The organism is Micromonospora halotolerans (assembly GCF_032108445.1).
Lineage (GTDB): Bacteria > Actinomycetota > Actinomycetes > Mycobacteriales > Micromonosporaceae > Micromonospora > Micromonospora halotolerans.
Window position 1 is genome coordinate 6,725,583 of record NZ_CP134876.1, and the last position, 14,270, is coordinate 6,739,852.

General features: G+C 76.3%; 17 protein-coding genes. 6 read left to right on the forward strand and 11 right to left on the reverse strand.

Annotated elements, in window-relative coordinates; genetic code table 11:
• The first annotated feature begins 8 nt into the window (after positions 1 to 8).
• From RMN56_RS31580 to RMN56_RS31590, 3 genes are read left to right on the forward strand one after another with little or no spacing between them, the layout of a single operon-like run.
• Entirely contained in the window at positions 9 to 890 is an 882-nt protein-coding gene (locus RMN56_RS31580; protein ID WP_313721519.1) for a hypothetical protein, read from the forward strand.
• Entirely contained in the window at positions 883 to 3,555 is a 2,673-nt protein-coding gene (locus RMN56_RS31585) for an FtsK/SpoIIIE domain-containing protein (RefSeq protein WP_313721520.1), read from the forward strand. The genes RMN56_RS31580 and RMN56_RS31585 overlap by 8 nt, the downstream gene beginning before the upstream one ends.
• Entirely contained in the window at positions 3,552 to 4,223 is a 672-nt protein-coding gene (locus tag RMN56_RS31590) for a hypothetical protein (protein ID WP_313721521.1), read from the forward strand. Before RMN56_RS31585 ends, RMN56_RS31590 begins: the two co-directional genes overlap by 4 nt.
• Positions 4,224 to 4,352: 129 nt before the next feature.
• On the opposite strand, the gene RMN56_RS31595 is transcribed toward RMN56_RS31590, so the two are convergent.
• Positions 4,353 to 5,624 (reverse strand): cupin domain-containing protein, encoded by a 1,272-nt coding sequence (locus RMN56_RS31595; RefSeq protein WP_313724907.1) that lies wholly within the window; start codon positions 5,622 to 5,624, stop codon positions 4,353 to 4,355.
• Between the two features lie 9 nt (positions 5,625 to 5,633).
• Positions 5,634 to 5,921 carry a hypothetical protein gene (locus RMN56_RS31600; protein WP_262285180.1) on the reverse strand — a complete coding sequence of 96 codons (288 nt, stop codon included), beginning with the start codon at positions 5,919 to 5,921 and terminating at the stop codon, positions 5,634 to 5,636.
• Positions 5,922 to 6,119: 198 nt separating this feature from the next.
• On the opposite strand from RMN56_RS31600, the gene RMN56_RS31605 reads away from it, so the two are divergent.
• Both RMN56_RS31605 and RMN56_RS31610 read left to right on the forward strand, forming a co-directional pair.
• Positions 6,120 to 6,863, forward strand: coding sequence for a PIG-L deacetylase family protein (locus RMN56_RS31605; RefSeq protein ID WP_313721522.1), 744 nt, complete (start codon positions 6,120 to 6,122; stop codon positions 6,861 to 6,863).
• Positions 6,864 to 6,872: 9 nt separating this feature from the next.
• Positions 6,873 to 7,682, forward strand: a complete 810-nt coding sequence (locus RMN56_RS31610; RefSeq protein ID WP_313721523.1) for a DUF72 domain-containing protein — start codon at positions 6,873 to 6,875, stop codon at positions 7,680 to 7,682.
• On the opposite strand, the gene RMN56_RS31615 is transcribed toward RMN56_RS31610, so the two are convergent.
• From RMN56_RS31615 to RMN56_RS31655, 9 genes are all read right to left on the reverse strand, one after another.
• Entirely contained in the window at positions 7,667 to 8,095 is a 429-nt protein-coding gene (locus RMN56_RS31615) for a DUF2267 domain-containing protein (RefSeq protein WP_151461720.1), read from the reverse strand. The two genes, RMN56_RS31610 and RMN56_RS31615, sit on opposite strands and share 16 nt — an antisense overlap.
• Positions 8,096 to 8,392: 297 nt before the next feature.
• The gene (locus RMN56_RS31620; protein ID WP_313721524.1) at positions 8,393 to 9,265 is read right to left on the reverse strand and encodes a DUF72 domain-containing protein; all 873 of its coding nucleotides are present in this window, start codon (positions 9,263 to 9,265) and stop codon (positions 8,393 to 8,395) included.
• Between the two features lie 48 nt (positions 9,266 to 9,313).
• Positions 9,314 to 9,712 (reverse strand): TraR/DksA family transcriptional regulator, encoded by a 399-nt coding sequence (locus RMN56_RS31625; protein WP_313721525.1) that lies wholly within the window; start codon positions 9,710 to 9,712, stop codon positions 9,314 to 9,316.
• Positions 9,713 to 9,957: 245 nt separating this feature from the next.
• A complete protein-coding gene (locus tag RMN56_RS31630) occupies positions 9,958 to 10,587 on the reverse strand; it encodes a nucleoside/nucleotide kinase family protein (RefSeq protein WP_313721526.1) in 630 nt (209 codons plus the stop codon).
• 149 nt (positions 10,588 to 10,736) lie between these two features.
• Complete coding sequence (locus tag RMN56_RS31635) at positions 10,737 to 11,345, reverse strand: winged helix-turn-helix domain-containing protein (protein ID WP_313721527.1); 609 nt, start codon at positions 11,343 to 11,345, stop codon at positions 10,737 to 10,739.
• A gap of 302 nt (positions 11,346 to 11,647) precedes the next feature.
• Positions 11,648 to 12,238, reverse strand: coding sequence for a winged helix-turn-helix domain-containing protein (locus RMN56_RS31640; RefSeq protein WP_376787250.1), 591 nt, complete (start codon positions 12,236 to 12,238; stop codon positions 11,648 to 11,650).
• Positions 12,239 to 12,292: 54 nt separating this feature from the next.
• Complete coding sequence (locus tag RMN56_RS31645; protein ID WP_313721528.1) at positions 12,293 to 12,784, reverse strand: rhodanese-like domain-containing protein; 492 nt, start codon at positions 12,782 to 12,784, stop codon at positions 12,293 to 12,295.
• A 50-nt stretch (positions 12,785 to 12,834) separates the two neighbouring features.
• Positions 12,835 to 13,287 carry a cysteine dioxygenase gene (locus RMN56_RS31650; protein WP_313721530.1) on the reverse strand — a complete coding sequence of 151 codons (453 nt, stop codon included), beginning with the start codon at positions 13,285 to 13,287 and terminating at the stop codon, positions 12,835 to 12,837.
• Positions 13,288 to 13,403: 116 nt separating this feature from the next.
• Positions 13,404 to 13,781 (reverse strand): cupin domain-containing protein, encoded by a 378-nt coding sequence (locus RMN56_RS31655; RefSeq protein ID WP_313721531.1) that lies wholly within the window; start codon positions 13,779 to 13,781, stop codon positions 13,404 to 13,406.
• A 67-nt stretch (positions 13,782 to 13,848) separates the two neighbouring features.
• Between RMN56_RS31655 and RMN56_RS31660 the strand changes: the two genes are divergently transcribed.
• Entirely contained in the window at positions 13,849 to 14,241 is a 393-nt protein-coding gene (locus tag RMN56_RS31660; RefSeq protein ID WP_313721532.1) for an ankyrin repeat domain-containing protein, read from the forward strand.
• Positions 14,242 to 14,270 lie beyond the last annotated feature (29 nt).

Genomic DNA, 14,270 nt, shown 5'->3' on the forward strand with positions numbered 1-14,270 from the left:
GACCGGTCGTGTCCATCGTCGAGGACATCGGCGCGCAGGTCCGCGCCGCCGCCGAGGAACTGCCCCTGGCCCAGCTCGCCGCCGCGCTGGAGAAGTTCGGCCAGGCCACCGAGCGGCTGCGCTGGGTGCGCCAGGAGTCCGCCAACCCCATGGGGGTGCCGGAGCTGTCCGCCGCGACCGAGCACGCCGAGACCGCCGGCTACGCGCTGCGGGTGGCGCAGGAGCAGCTGTCGGCGTACCTGGCCGCGATCGGGCTGGCCGCCGACGGGGCGCCCGCGCCGAAGGCCACGGACCGCCGGCCGAGGCACGACGCGGCCCGCGGCGAGAGCGGGCCCCCGGCCGCGGGCGCCGCCCCGGAACCCGACGAGCAGCCGGCGGTACGCCGCTGGTGGGCGGTTCGGGTGGCGGAGCTGACCGGCGGCCGGGAGGGCGCACCCGACGAGCCGGACGAGCGGGTCGGGGACTCCCGCGAGCTGCTGCGCCGGGTGGTGACCGGGATCCGCGCCGGCGACCGGGACCGGCTGCACCGGGAGCTGCGCCGGGCGCACGCCGACGCCGGGCTGGGGCTGGCGGCGATCGCCCCGCCGATGCTGCGCGGCCTGGCCGGCGAGCTGCTCGGCCACCCGCCGCGCGCCGACGACCTGGGCCGGCTGCGCCGGGAGCTGGACGGCCGGGTCCGCGACCTGCTGCCCGGCCTGCCCCCACCGGTGCTGGACACCCTGCTCACCCGGGTCTGCCGGATGCCGCCACCGCGCCGCGCCGACGACCAGGAGCAGCCGCACGCCGCCGACCCGGCCGTCACGGCCGGGGTGGTCACCGGGGTGCTGCTCGACCGGCTCGGCCGCGACCTGCCGAAGGACACCGACGACCGGGAGCCGTCCCGTGGCTGACGTCCGCGCGCAACTGGTGACGCGGGTCCGGGGGATGCTCTCCGAGGCCCTGGGCGCCACCCGCAACCGGCTCGCCGCGGCCGACGCCGACCTGGCCGCCGGCCGGGACCGGCTGGCCCGGGTGCGCCGCGCCGCCGCCGCCGTACCCGAGCGGGTGGGCGCGCAGCGGGACCGCCGGCTCACCGAGATCGACGCCCGGCACGCCGCCCGGATCGCCGAGCTGGCCCGCCGGGCCGCCGCCGCGGCCGGGCGGGAGGCGCCGGGGGCGGCGTCCGCGCCCTGGGACGACTGGCGAGCCACCCCCGCCGGCCGGGCCGAGCCACCCGGCGCGGTCCGGGTCGGCACGGTCCGCATCCCCGGCGCCGAGCCGGTCCCGGCGCTGGTCCCGCTGCTCGACGCCGGGCACGTGCACCTGGCCGGCAGCGACCGGGAGGGCGTCGCCGCGGTCGTGCCCGCGCTGCTGCTGCGCTCGGTCGGCCGGGCCGACCCCGGCGCGGTCCGGCTCTTCGGGTACGACCCGGAGCACCTGGGCGGCGGGCTGGCCGGGTTCGCCCCGCTCGGCACCGCCGGGCTGCTCACCTTCGTCGGCCCCGGCGGCCTGGGCCGGCTGCTCGACGACCTGGTGGAGCAGATCCGCCGGATCAACGAGACCGTGCTGGCCGGCGAGTACGCGTCGCTGCGCGAGCTGGCCGCCGCGACCGGCCGGCGCCCGGAGCCGTGGCGGGTGGCGGTGCTGCTCGGCGGCGACGAGCTGTCCCGGCACGAGCGCGGCCAACTGGACCGGGTGGTACGCACCGGGGCGGCCTGCGGCGTGCACCTGGTCGTCCGCGGGATCGACCTGCCCGACGGGCCGACCGTCACCAAGGTGGTGGTCGACCCGGACGACGCCCGGATCGGCGGCCTGCCGGTGGCGCTCGACGCCCCGCCGCCGGCCGGGCTGGTCACCGAGACCTGCCGCGAGGTGGCCTCCCGGGTCAACGCCGGTCCGCCGCCGGCGCCCTTCACCGACCTGCTCCCCCCGCCCGGCGAGTACTGGCGGGAGGACTCGGCGCACGGGCTGACCGCGCCGATCGGCGAGGGCCCGCACGGGAGGCCGGTGCTGCTCACCCTCGGCGACTACCCGCCGCACGCGCTGATCGGCGGCCCGTCCGGCACCGGCAAGACCAACCTGATCTTCGCGTGGATCGGCGCGCTCGCCGCCCGCTACTCCCCCGCCGAGCTGGAGTTCTACCTGCTCGACTTCAAGGAGGGGGTGTCCTTCGCCCGGTTCGCCCAGGGCCGGCGTGACCCGAGCTGGCTGCCGCACATGCGGCTGGTCGGGATCAACGTGAACACCGACCGGGAGTTCGGGCTGGCGCTGCTGCGCTTCCTCGCCGAGGAGCTGCGCCGCCGGGCCGACGCGGCGAAGAAGCACGAGGTCACCAAGCTGGCCGAGCTGCGCGCCGTGGACCCGACCGGGCACTGGCCGCGCATCGTGGCGGTGGTCGACGAGTTCCAGGCGCTGCTCGCCGGGCGGGACGTGGTCGCCCGGGAGGCCGCCGACCTGCTGGAGGACCTGGCCCGGCGGGGCCGCTCGCAGGGCATCCACCTGGTCCTCGCCTCCCAGGACGTGCGCGGCATCGAGGCGCTGTGGGGGCGGCCCGCCCTGGTCGCCCAGTTCACCCTGCGCATCGCGCTGCCCAAGGCGCTGCGGATCCTGGCCGAACGCAACGACGCCGCGCAGTCGCTGCCCCGGCACCACGCCGTGGTCAACGCCGAGTCCGGCCTGGCCGAGGGGAACGAGGTGGCCCGGATCCCGTCGGCCGGCGACTGGGAGACGTGGAGCCAGCTCCAGCACCGGCTGTGGCGGATGCGCCCGCAGGACGCCGCCCCGGCCCGCCTCTTCGACGGCGACGCGATCCCGAGGCTGACCGAGGCGCCCGACCACCGGGCGCTCACCGCCCCCGAGCAGGGGGTGCCGCGCAGCCCGGTGGCGCTGCTCGGCGAGATCATCGACGTGCAGTCCCGCTCGGCGGCACTGCGGCTGCCCCGGGCCCCCGGGCGGAACCTGGCCGTGCTCGGCACCCGGGTCGACGAGGCGTGCGCGGTGCTCGACGCCGCCGCCCGCTCCCTGGCCCGGCAGTACCGGCCCGGCACCGCCCGCTTCTCCATCGCCTGCCTCGACCCGGACGCCGACCCGGCCGCCCGCGCCCTCTACGAGGACCTGGCCGACGACGCCGCCTGGTACGACGAGGAGACGGTGCCCGAGCTGATGGCCGAGGTGGGCGACGGGCTCGGCGCTCCGGGCACCCCGAGCACCCCGCACTTCCTGCTGCTGTACGCGGTGGACGCGGCCGCCGGGCAGCTCGCGGGGAAGGCCGGCGCGCGGACCGGGCTGGAGCAGCTGCGCCGGATCCTGCACGACGGGCCGGAGCGGCGTACCCACGTGCTGGCCTGGTGGCGCGGCGTGGCCCGGATGCGGGTCGACCTGGGCGGGCCGGCGGCGCGCACCGACCAGATCGGCGCCTGGGTGGCGCTCGACGTGCAAGGCGCCGAGCTGGGCTCCTCGCTCTATCCGGGCACCGGCGGCCCGGACTGGTACCCCCGCCCGTGGCGGGGCCTCTACTTCGACCGGGCGGTGCACCGCACCGGACAGGTGATCATCCCTTATGGTCCGTCCCGATGAACGAACCCGTTGCCAGTGAGACGTACGCCGCCCACATCCGCCGCCTCGCCGACCTGACCGCCCGGGTGGCCGCCCAGCGCGCCGAGGCGCACGACTGGTACGCGCAGCAGGTCGCCGCCGCCGACCGCGCGGTGGCCGACGCCGCCGCGCAGGTGCGGCGGGCCGAGGCGGAGGTGGCCGAGGCGCAGCGGATGGTGGAGCGGGTGGACACCGAGGCCGCCCACCTGTGGGGGCAGCTCCGGGAGCGGATCGGCGCCGGCGGCCGGCGGCTGGGTGACCCGCCCGGGCCGGCCCGGGACGCCACCGGCGACCCGGTACCGCTGCTGCGCGGCGTGCGCGAGCTGCTGGACCGCACCCGGCAGCCGGGCGAGCTGCCCGGCTCGGCGAATCCGCTGCTGGTGGGCTGCGGCATCGGCGGCGCGCTGGTGGCGTACGCCCTGGGCGAGGGCGCCCGGGCGCTGGGTGCCGGTTCCGGCGGGGACCTGGCCGTCGGCATGCCGGTGCTGGCCCTGGTGGTGACGCTGCTGGGCCCGCTGGTCGGGCTGGCGCCGGCCCGGCTGCTCGCCGACCGCCGCCACGCCGTGCTGACCCCGCGCCCGATCCTGCTGGTAGCGGCCGCCGGCCTGGCGACCACGGCCCTCCTGCTGACCCTGACCGCCACCCGCTGACCCCCACCACCTGCCCCCACCCCGCACGCTCGGCGTCGATCATGAAGTTGGCGGCGCCGCCGACGGCGTGTCGCGCCGCCAACTTCATGATCGACGGGGCGGGAAGGGTGGGAGGCGGGGGGCGGGGGGTTAGGCGGGGGTTAGGACGGCTTCCTTCAGGAGGCGGCGGGTCAGGACCAGGCGGTCGGCGTCGTCGTCCAGGCCGGGCAGGTCGCCGACCCGGGTCACCTCGCCGGCGAGCAGCGCGCGCAGGGCCGGCTCGCAGGTGCCGGGCAGGGTGATGGTGCGGTCGACGAGGCGCAGCGCCACCTTCCCGTCCCCCGTCGGGGTGAGCTGCCAGCGCAGTCCGGCCCGGGGCGCGACCCGGCTGTCCGCGTCGAGCGCGACCAGGGCGGCGGCCTGGGCGAGGGGCCGGATCGGCGCCGGGCGGGCGGCCGGCCAGGCCCGGTCGCGCAGCCGCGCGGCCACCGCGGCCGGGTCGGCCCGCAGCAGCCAGTCGCGCAGCGCCTCGACCGTCTCGGTCAGCTCCGGCTCGATGGCGTCCGGTTCGGCCACGTCGAGGCCGAACGGCAGCCCGGCGCGCAGCCGGGCGTCCTCGGCGGCGAGCCCCAGCAGCTCCTCGACCAGGGCGTACCGGGTCAGCGCCCGGATGCCCACGGTCAGGTGCAGCGAGCTGCACTCCTGCGCCTGGGCGCTGTGCAGCCAGCCGCGCGGCAGGTAGAGCGCGTCGCCGGGTTCGAGCACCACGTCCAGCGCGGCCCGCCCCTCGGCGACCGCGGAGACCTCGTCGGCCCGGCCGCCCCACGGCTGCTTCTCCAGCGGGTCGGGCAGCACCGGCGGGTGGATCCGCCAGTGCTTGCGGCCGTCCACCTGGAGCACGAACACGTCGTGGGTGTCGTAGTGGGTGGCGAAACCCTGGTTGCCGGCCGGGGTCAGGTAGGCGTTGACCTGCAACGGCTGGGCCAGCGCGGCGCCCAGGTCGCGGGCGAAGTCGACCACCGCCGGCCAGGTGCGGTGCAGGCCCTGGAGGACCAGGGTGGCGCCGTCGGCGTACAGACCGAGGATCTTCTCGTCGAGGACCTGGTCGCCGATCTCGGCGCCCGCGCCGCCGCCGCCGGTGAAGCGCGCCGCCGGCACCAGCTGGCCCTCCTTGGCGACCCGCAGGAACGGGGTACGCAGGCCGCGGCGGCTGAGCAGCTCGTCGGCGTCGGCGGGGCTGAGCAGGTCGGTGAAGCCGGCCGGGTTGGGCAGCTCGGCGGCCCGGGACAGCAGTGGGCTGCGCCCCCAGTGGTCGGCGGCGAACTTGGCCGGCTCGACGGCCACGCAACGCGCGAGGGCGTCGGCCGCGGAAGACAGAACCGCCGGGCGGCCACGGCCGCCCGGCGGGTCGAGGTGCGTCACGGCCATCCGTCAGGCGCTGCCGTCGGCGCCGCCGTCGCGCTGACCGGGGGTCGCGCCACCGTCGGCCGGGCCCTCGGCGCTGCCGTCCGCGCCACCGTCATGCTGGCCCGGGGTCGCGCCGCCGTCGGCCGGACCCTCCGCGCCGGTGTCGGCACCCTGGTCCCGGCCGCGCTCCGCGCCGCGGTCCGCGCCGCCGTCGGCGCCGCCGTCCTGCTGGCCCGGGGTCGCGCCACCGTCGGCCGGGCCTTCGGCACCGCCGCCGCCGGTGGTCTGCATGTCGTCGTCGTTGAGTGCCATGGGTCTCCCTCGGTGTGCCGCCCCGTCGTCGGGGTCCGTGTGCAGCGGGTGGTACCCCACGCCTGATCTTCTCTAACCACACCGTAGACGCCCGAACCCCGCCGCACGGACGGTTCGCCGGGCCCCGCCGAGGTCGCCGCGCGGTGGGGCGCGTCCGGTGCCAGGATGGCGGGAAGGAAACACGGGAAGGGGGTGGCCGTGGGGCAGCCGGAGCCGTCGACGCCGCTGGCCGAGGACTGGCAGCGGGCGCTCGCCGTGGTGGCCCACCCGGACGACCTGGAGTTCGGCGCGGCCGCCGCGGTGGCCCGCTGGACCGGGCAGGGCAAGCAGGTCGTCTACTGCCTGCTCACCAGCGGCGAGGCGGGCATCGACGCCATGCCCCCGGAGCGCAGCCGGGTGCTGCGGGAGGAGGAGCAGCGGGCCTCCGCCGCCGTGGTCGGGGTGGACACCGTGGAGTTCCTCGGCCTCCCCGACGGGCTCCTGGAGTACGGCGTGGCGCTGCGCCGCGCCATCGCCGCCGTGGTGCGCCGGCACCGGCCGGACATCGTGCTCACCAACAACTTCCGGGACACCTGGGACGGGGCGTACGCGTTGAACCAGGCCGACCACATCGCCTGCGGCCGGGCCACGCTGGACGCCGTCCGCGACGCCGGCAACCGCTGGATCTTCCCGGAGCAGCTCACGGACGGGGTGGAGCCGTGGTCCCGGGTCCGTGAGGTCTGGGCGGCCGGCTCCCCGCAGGCCCGGCACGGGGTCGACGTGACGGCCAGCTTCGACCGCGGCGTGGCGTCGCTGCGGGCGCACGGGGCGTACCTGAGCGGGCTGGGCGACGGCGGTTTCGACGCCGAGGAGTTCCTCGAGGGGCTGGCCCGACCGGCCGGCACCCGGCTGGGCGTCCGGTACGGGGCCGCCTTCGAGGTGTTCCGGATCGACCTCGCCTAGGCGGCCGCGATGATCCTGGTCGGCACGTCGGGCTGGCAGTACCGGGACTGGCGGGAGCGCTTCTACCCGGCGAAGCTGCCGCAGCGGCTCTGGCTGGAGCACTTCGCCGACCGGTTCGCCACGGTCGAGGTCAACAACGCCTTCTACCGGCTGCCCGAGCGGGACACGTTCGTGGCCTGGCGGGACCGCACACCCGACGACTTCTGCGTGGCGGTGAAGATGAGCCGCTACCTCACCCACATCAAGCGGCTGCGGGAACCGGCCGAGCCGGTGGCCCGGTTCCTGGACCGGGCGACCGGGCTGGGCGACCGGCTGGGGCCCGTGCTGGTGCAGCTCCCGCCCACCATGCGCGCCGACCCGGCGGCCCTGGACGCCACCCTGCGGCTGTTCCCCGGCGAGGTGCGGGTGGCCGTCGAGCCCCGGCACCCGACCTGGTGGACCGACGACACCCGGCGGGTCCTGGAGCGCCACCGGGCGGCGCTCGTCTGGGCCGATCGGCTCAGCCGCCCGATCACGCCGCTGTGGCGCACCACCGACTTCGGCTACCTGCGGTTGCACGAGGGCCGGGCCCGGCCATGGCCCCGCTACGGCCGCGCCGCGCTGGCCACCTGGGTGCGCCGGCTGGCCACCGCCTTCCCGGGCGGCGAGCCGGCGTACGTCTACTTCAACAACGACCCGGGCGGCGCGGCCATCGTCGACGCGGTGGCGTTCGCCGGGCTGGCCCGGCGGGCCGGGCTGCCGGTCACCCGGACGCCGCCGGCCCGCCCCGCCGGTGCGGCGGAGCGGGCCGGGAACGGGCCCGGTCAGGGAATCATGTGACCGAGGTCCTTCGGCATGGTGGCCTTCACGTCCTCCCACTCGCCCTGCGTCACGTGCCGGCGCAGGGTGTCCAGCACCACCTGCACCACCCGCTGCGGGCCGCCCTCCACGTCGTACGGGAAGCCCTGCCGGACCTCGTAGAGGAAGTCGTCGCGGTTCAGCTTGATCGGCACGTTCTCCGGCTGCCAGCCGTCGAAGTAGATGCCGCGCACCAGCACCGGCAGCTGCTGGGCGAACTCGGCGCTCTCCTGCACCGGCATCCGGTCCCGCAGCAGGTGCAGCACCGTGCGCAGCGCCGCGTAGGACTGGTTGCGCTGTGCCTTCGGCCAGCCGTACGCCGACTCGATCTCCTTGAGGATCACGTTCGTCTTGTCGAGCGAGGACTCGAACGCGGAAATCAACTGCTCAGCCATCTGCCCACCCCCGTGCGTCGTTCTCCCAGCGTCGGTCGTCGGTGCGTCGCGGCGGCCCGCTGGGCCCCCGCCAGAGCCGGGTCGGGCTGAACCGACCGGGCCGCCCGCCGCGCCGAGGCACGTCGGGACTCCCGACCACGTGCAGCACACCGCCGCGGCGTCGATCCGCTACGACCCGCACCGTCATGACCCCACCTCCTCCTCGGCCGCGCGATCGCGCCGGTCGACGGACCGCGCACACCGTCCATGCTGCTGGCCCGCCGGGTGAGGCGCCCTCACCCGGGCCGGGTGAACTCCTCAGCCGGCGTCGAGCAGGCCCGCGAGGGTGGTGGCGTTGCGCTGGGCGTAGTCGCGGTAGCAGTTGTTCATGAGCACGTGGGTGCGCTCGGCCTCGCCGGCCAGCTCGCGCAGCTTCGGCGCCCAGTCGCGCAGCTCCCGGTCGGAGTAGTCGTAGCCGAACTTCTCGTGGATGTCCTTGCTGGTCCACTTGTCGCTGTGCCCGTGGAAGCGCACCACCGCGAGCTCCGCGGTGGCCGCCAGCACCGGCGGTACGGACGACCTGTGCCCCTGCGGCATGTCCACGGAGACGAACGGCAGCCGGTGCTCGCGCAGGAAGCCGAGCGTCTCCTCGGCGTTGTCGCCGTCGAACCAGGAGGCGTGCCGGAACTCGAAGACCGGGCGCAGCGGCGCGCACCGCCGGGTCACCTCGAGCAGGTACTGCTTGTTGTCCCGCTTGATGGTGAACCAGGGCGGGAACTGGAACAGGATGGCGCCCAGCTTGCCGGCCTCGACCAGCGGGTCCAGGGCGGACAGGAACCGGGTCCACACCTCCTCGTACGCCTGCGGCGGCAGGTCGTCCGGGTAGAGGTTCTTCTTCTCCGTCTCCGGGCGCAGGTCCTTGTAGAGCGCGGAGACCCGGGTCGGGTGCCCGGTCAGCAGGCTGAACGCCTTGATGTTGAAGGTGAAGCCGGGCGGGGTGCGGTCCACCCACAGCTGCGCGGTCCGCTCGGCGGGCGGCGAGTAGTAGGTGGCGTCCACCTCGACCAGCGGGAACTGCCGCGCGTAGTAGGACAGCCGCTTCTCCGGCGTGTCGGCGTTCGCCGGGTACCAGCCGGAGTCGAGCAGGGTCCGGTCGGTCCAGGAGGCGGTGCCCACCTTGATGTCACCCATCTGGTGAGTCCACCGCTACCGGGACCGACCGGCAACTCCGGGCGACGTTCAGGCCGCCCGCCGCTCCCGGGTCTGCTTGCAGGACACGCAGGAGGTGGCGGACGGGAAGATCTCCAGCCGCTCCACCGGGATCGGCGCCGAGCAGCCTTCGCAGAAGCCGTACGTGCCCTCGTCGAGGCGGGTGAGCGCGTGCTCGAACTGGGCGCGCCGGTCGAGGATGGTGCGCAGCAGGGACTGGGCGGTGTCCCGCTCGGCGGTCTTGGTCCCGCTGTCGGCCTGGTCGTCGCCGGCGGTGTCGCCGACCTCGACCAGCCGGAGCACCTGGCTCTGCAGCACGGCCTGCTCGTACTCCGCGGTCAGCTCGTCGTACCGCGACGTCAGGGACTGCCGGATCTGGTCGACCTCCGCCTGGGAGCGGCCCGTGGCTGTCGTGTCGTGGACGAGCATCGCTGCCTGCCTTTCCTGGGGCCTCATAACGCCTCCGGGGCGCAAGCGCCCCGGAACGTGGTCCGATGGATGCACGGGCGAGATCACCCGTGCTCTGTGAGCCGGGCGATTACCCGCCCGCTCCGCCGGTCAAACCGGGGATTTCCGCGTTCTTCGTGGCCGTTCGTACCCGGCTGCGCCGCCCGGACCGTCCCCCTTCCCGCCGCCCCGGCCCCGGTCGTCCCGAAGCGGGCCGATCGCCCGGGTCAGCCGGCCTCGACGAGGGCGGGGTGCCGCGGGTCGTCGGCGCGGACCACCACGTCGGCGAAGGACGCCGGGGCGACCTCGTCGGCGTACCGGGCGAACGCCGGGAGGGTCCAGCGCAGCTCGGGGTCGGTCCGCCGGTCCAGCGCCGCCGGGGAGAGCACCAGGTGGACGGCGACGTCGAACGGCAGGCCGCCGCCGAGCAGCAGCGCGCCGCTCACCAGGACCACCCCGCCGGGCGGCAGGTCGACGTACGGGGCGCGGCTGGCCCGGTCGGCGGCGGCGTCCCAGAGCGACGGGAGCAGCCGGCCCGACCCGTCCGGCCCGGCCGGGTCGAGGACCTCCCGACGCAGGCCGGCCTCGTCGACCCACCCCTCGTAGTAGGCGTCCGGGTTGGTCCGGCCGTGTTCCAGGCGGACCGAGGCGGGCCGGAGGAAGTCGGCGGCCCGCACGTGCAGGACCGGGCGGCCGGCGGCGCGCAGCGGGTCCACCAGGGCCGCGGCCAGGGCGTCCGGCTCGGCGGCCGGCGGCCCGTCCACGGCCACCCGCAGCCGGCCGGGCACGGCGGCGCCGGCGAGCCGGTCGGCCAGCTCGGCGACGAGCAGCTCGGGCGTGATGGGGCGGACGCGCATCCGACCATCCTGCCCGGCGGGACGGGTCACCGTGCGATCGGCCGGGCGGTCGGGGCTCCGTCCCTGCGGAGCGGGAACGGTGCGATCGGCCGGGCGGTCGGGGCTCCGTCCGGAGGCGATCGGCACGTGACGGCCGGACCGGGGCGGTGTCAGCCGGTGCGGTCGATGGTGACCCGGGCGTCGTCGGCGAGCCGGTAGCCGACGCCGTAGACGGTGGTGACCAGCGGGACGTCCACCCCGACCTTGCCGCGCAGGCGGCGCACGTGCACGTCGACGGTGCGGACGCCGGCGTGCTCGTAGCCCCAGACGGCGTTGAGAAGTTGCAGGCGGGTGAACACCCGGCGGGGGTGGGCGACGAGGTGCAGCAGCAGGTCGAACTCCAGCCGGGTCAGCGGCAGCGGCTCGCCGTCGCGGAGCACGGACCGGGAGGCGGCCAGGATGTGCAGGGTCGGGATGGTCGGCGCGAGCGGGCGCCCCGGGGCGCGGTTGCCCGGCACCGGGTCCGGGCGGCGTTCCGCCGGGGCGGTGCCGGTGCTGATCACCGCGTCGCCGCGTTCAAGCAGCTCACGGGCCGCGTCGAGCAGCCGGCGGGCGGCCGGGGTGAGCGACTCCTCGCAGGCCAGCGGAATGTTCAAGGTGACCGTGAGCATGGGCGCCGAGGTGTTGGCGGGCCGGCGCTGGCCGCCGGGGGGACGACCCGGGACCGCGGGTTGGGACGTATGCCATCCGGCGCGCGACGAGGCGGGGCTGACCGACATGGTCCTCCTTGGCTGGTCCGGGTATCTCCCCACGGCCCGGGACGCCGCTTCATCGATGCTTCCCGGCGCCTGCGCGAGGGTCAAGGGGCGGCTGCGTTGCATGAATGTGACAATTGACGAACACATCGGAGCCGGATGCTCGCTCTGCGTACGAGGCCCGTTGATTACAGCAGAGCGACGAGGTGACCCGGTACGGGGGGTCCCTGCCCGGTTCACAATGGCCGGTGCCGGGCCGGCCGGCGCGGAAACGTGAACGCGGCGTACCCGGATCCCGGGTACGCCGCTCAGCGGCCGGCGGTGCCTCAGCGCTCGCGGTCCACCACGATCCGGGCCTCGTCGGCCAGCCGGTAGCCGATGCCGTACACGGTGGTCACCAGCGGTGTGTCGACGCCGAGCTTGGCGCGCAGCCGGCGCACGTGGACGTCGGCGGTGCGGGCCACCGCGTGTTCGTAGCCCCAGACGTTGGCGAGAAGTTGCCGCCGGGTGAACACCCGCCGGGGATGTTCGGCGAGGAAGAGCAGCAGGTCGTACTCGATCCGGGTGAGGGTGACCTCCACGCCGTCGTGGCGGATCCGGCGGGTGCCGGTGAGGATGCGTACCGTGCCGGGTTCCTCGGCACCGGCGGGCAGCGCGGGCGGCTCCGGCGGCGCGGTGGCGCGGCGCAGGTCGAGCACCGCGCGGGCGGCCTGGTGCTCCTCGGGCCGGAGCAGTCCCTCGCCGGAGGCGGCGAGCTCGTCCAGCACGTCGACCAGCCGCGCCAGGCCGGGCGTCAGCGCGCCGGCGCCCAGGTCGAGGGTGATGGTCAGGGTCGGGGTGGTACGCGGCCGGTGCGGCGCGACGCGGTCGGGGCGGCCCGGTCGGGCCGGACGGGAGGAGATGGCGACGACGGACATGGGAGCCTCCTGTGCGGGCGGTCGCCCCGCCCCACCGGGGGTGCGGCGGGGCGGTCAGCGGGGCGCCCGGCCGGCGGTCACCGGGGGCGCGGCGGGCGAGGGTCGGAGCGGCGGGGTGGGGCCGAGGGTGGGCAGGCCGGCGATGCGCCAGGCGGCGAAGCCGCCCGCCACGTCGGTGGCCTGGTGCAGGCCGAGGTCCTGGAGGGCGGCGGCGGCCAGCGAGGAGGTGCAGCCCTCCTGGCAGAGGACGATCACCGGCACGTCGTAGCCGACGGCCTGCGGCAGGCGGGCCGCGCAGCGCGGGTCGAAGCGCCATTCCAGGACGTTGCGCTCGACGGCGAGGGCGCCCGGCACGGTGCCGTGCGCGGCACGCTGGCCGGCGGGCCGGATGTCCACGAGCAGGGCCCCGCCGCGGACCGCCAGGTGGGCCTGCTCGGGGTCGAGCCGGCGCAGCCGCGCGCGGGCGGCGGCGAGGATCTCGTCGATGCTCCGGGAGCCGGGCGGTGGGACCGGACAGCTCCCGGTGCGGGTGGGGGTGTGCGCCATCGTGGCGTCCTTTCCAGCGGCGACGGTCGGGGCTCGGAGTGCGGGGCGGCTCACCAGGCGACCCCGGCCTCGGCCACCTCGGCGACCCGGAGCCGCCCGGCGTCGAGGTGGTAGCGGGTCATCCGGCGCAGCGCGGGCCGGTAGACGTGCACGCTGACCGCCGGCTGGTCGCTCCGGTTGCCGACCACGTGGACGTGCCGGGGGCCGAAGCGGCGGCCGGCGCCGGCGGCGAGCTGGCGCGGGCGCAGCCGGCCCCCGCCGACGGTCTCCTCGGTGAGGGTGCCGGCGACGACCAGGAAGGCGCCCGAGGAACCGCCGTGGTCGTGCAGGTCGGTGCCCTGCCCGGGCAGCCAGCTCAACGCCCACACCTCGTGCTCGGCGCCGGCGGCCAGTCGCGCGTACCACCGCTCGGCGCGGTCGAAGCGCAGCGCCACCGGCCAGCCGGTCGGGTCGGCCCAGCGGGCGGTGACGGCGAGCAGGTCGGACGGGTCGGGGCTGGTCATCGGCGGTGCGTCCTCACGGTACGGGGGCGGCGTGCCTCCTCAGCATAGTCTTTAAACCCTATGGGTTTAGTAGGTAATACCGAATCCTGGGACGGTGCGGTTCGCGGCTCGGGAGGTCAGCGAAGGACGGGCGGGCCGACCCGGTAGCCGGCGACCGACGGCCAACGCACGGTGAGCACCACCGACTCACGCTCGGCGTACCAGGAGTGGTCCACGCCCCGGCCCCAGACCACGTAGTCGCCGGGCGCGCGCAGCACGACGGTGCGATCCGGCAGCTCGATCCGGAACGCCCCGCTGATCAGCACCAGCAGGGCCGTGCGCCGCTCGCCGGTGGCCCACCGCGAGCGGGTCTCCCCCGCCGGGTGCACACCCCACTTCACCTCGACCTCGGTGCTGTGCCGGACGTCGCCGGGCGGCTTGAAGTGACCCAGCAGCCAGCCCGCGTCGGCCGCCCCGTCCACCGCCGCGTTGCCGACGTACACCCGCTCGTCCATCCGCGCCTCCCGTGCCGGCTCGGCAAGCTACCAGGCGCGCCCGGCGGGCTCGCACTAGCCTGGACCGATGCCCCAGGACCTCGACGCCGAGACGCTCGCCTTCGCCCACCGGATGTTCGACCTGGCCCGCGCCGGGGCGACCGACGAGCTGGCGGCGAACGTGGACGCCGGGCTGCCGGTCAACCTGACCAACGACAAGGGCGACACGCTGCTCATCCTGGCCGCGTACCACGCCCGTCCGGAGACCGTGGGCGCGCTGCTCGCCCGCGGCGCCGACCCCGCCCGGACCAACGACCGGGGGCAGACCGCGCTCGCCGCAGCGGTGTTCCGTCGCAACGCCGAGGCGGTCCGGGCGCTGCTCGACGCCGGCGCCGACCCCGAGCACGGCGACCCGTCGGCGGTCGAGACGGCCCGCTTCTTCGACCTTCCCGAGATGCTCACCCTCCTCGGCCGGGACTGACCGGCCCGGCCGAGCCGCCGGCGCGCCGG

Coding starts and splice junctions, on each gene's coding strand:
- RMN56_RS31590 (WP_313721521.1), top strand. CDS start 3,552: ATGAACGAACCCGTTGCCAGTGAGACGTACGCCGCCCACATCCGCCGC.
- RMN56_RS31600 (WP_262285180.1), bottom strand. CDS start 5,921: ATGGCACTCAACGACGACGACATGCAGACCACCGGCGGCGGCGGTGCC.
- RMN56_RS31610 (WP_313721523.1), top strand. CDS start 6,873: ATGATCCTGGTCGGCACGTCGGGCTGGCAGTACCGGGACTGGCGGGAG.
- RMN56_RS31615 (WP_151461720.1), bottom strand. CDS start 8,095: ATGGCTGAGCAGTTGATTTCCGCGTTCGAGTCCTCGCTCGACAAGACG.
- RMN56_RS31620 (WP_313721524.1), bottom strand. CDS start 9,265: ATGGGTGACATCAAGGTGGGCACCGCCTCCTGGACCGACCGGACCCTG.
- RMN56_RS31625 (WP_313721525.1), bottom strand. CDS start 9,712: ATGCTCGTCCACGACACGACAGCCACGGGCCGCTCCCAGGCGGAGGTC.
- RMN56_RS31630 (WP_313721526.1), bottom strand. CDS start 10,587: ATGCGCGTCCGCCCCATCACGCCCGAGCTGCTCGTCGCCGAGCTGGCC.
- RMN56_RS31635 (WP_313721527.1), bottom strand. CDS start 11,345: ATGTCGGTCAGCCCCGCCTCGTCGCGCGCCGGATGGCATACGTCCCAA.
- RMN56_RS31640 (WP_376787250.1), bottom strand. CDS start 12,238: ATGTCCGTCGTCGCCATCTCCTCCCGTCCGGCCCGACCGGGCCGCCCC.
- RMN56_RS31645 (WP_313721528.1), bottom strand. CDS start 12,784: ATGGCGCACACCCCCACCCGCACCGGGAGCTGTCCGGTCCCACCGCCC.
- RMN56_RS31650 (WP_313721530.1), bottom strand. CDS start 13,287: ATGACCAGCCCCGACCCGTCCGACCTGCTCGCCGTCACCGCCCGCTGG.
- RMN56_RS31655 (WP_313721531.1), bottom strand. CDS start 13,781: ATGGACGAGCGGGTGTACGTCGGCAACGCGGCGGTGGACGGGGCGGCC.
- RMN56_RS31660 (WP_313721532.1), top strand. CDS start 13,849: ATGCCCCAGGACCTCGACGCCGAGACGCTCGCCTTCGCCCACCGGATG.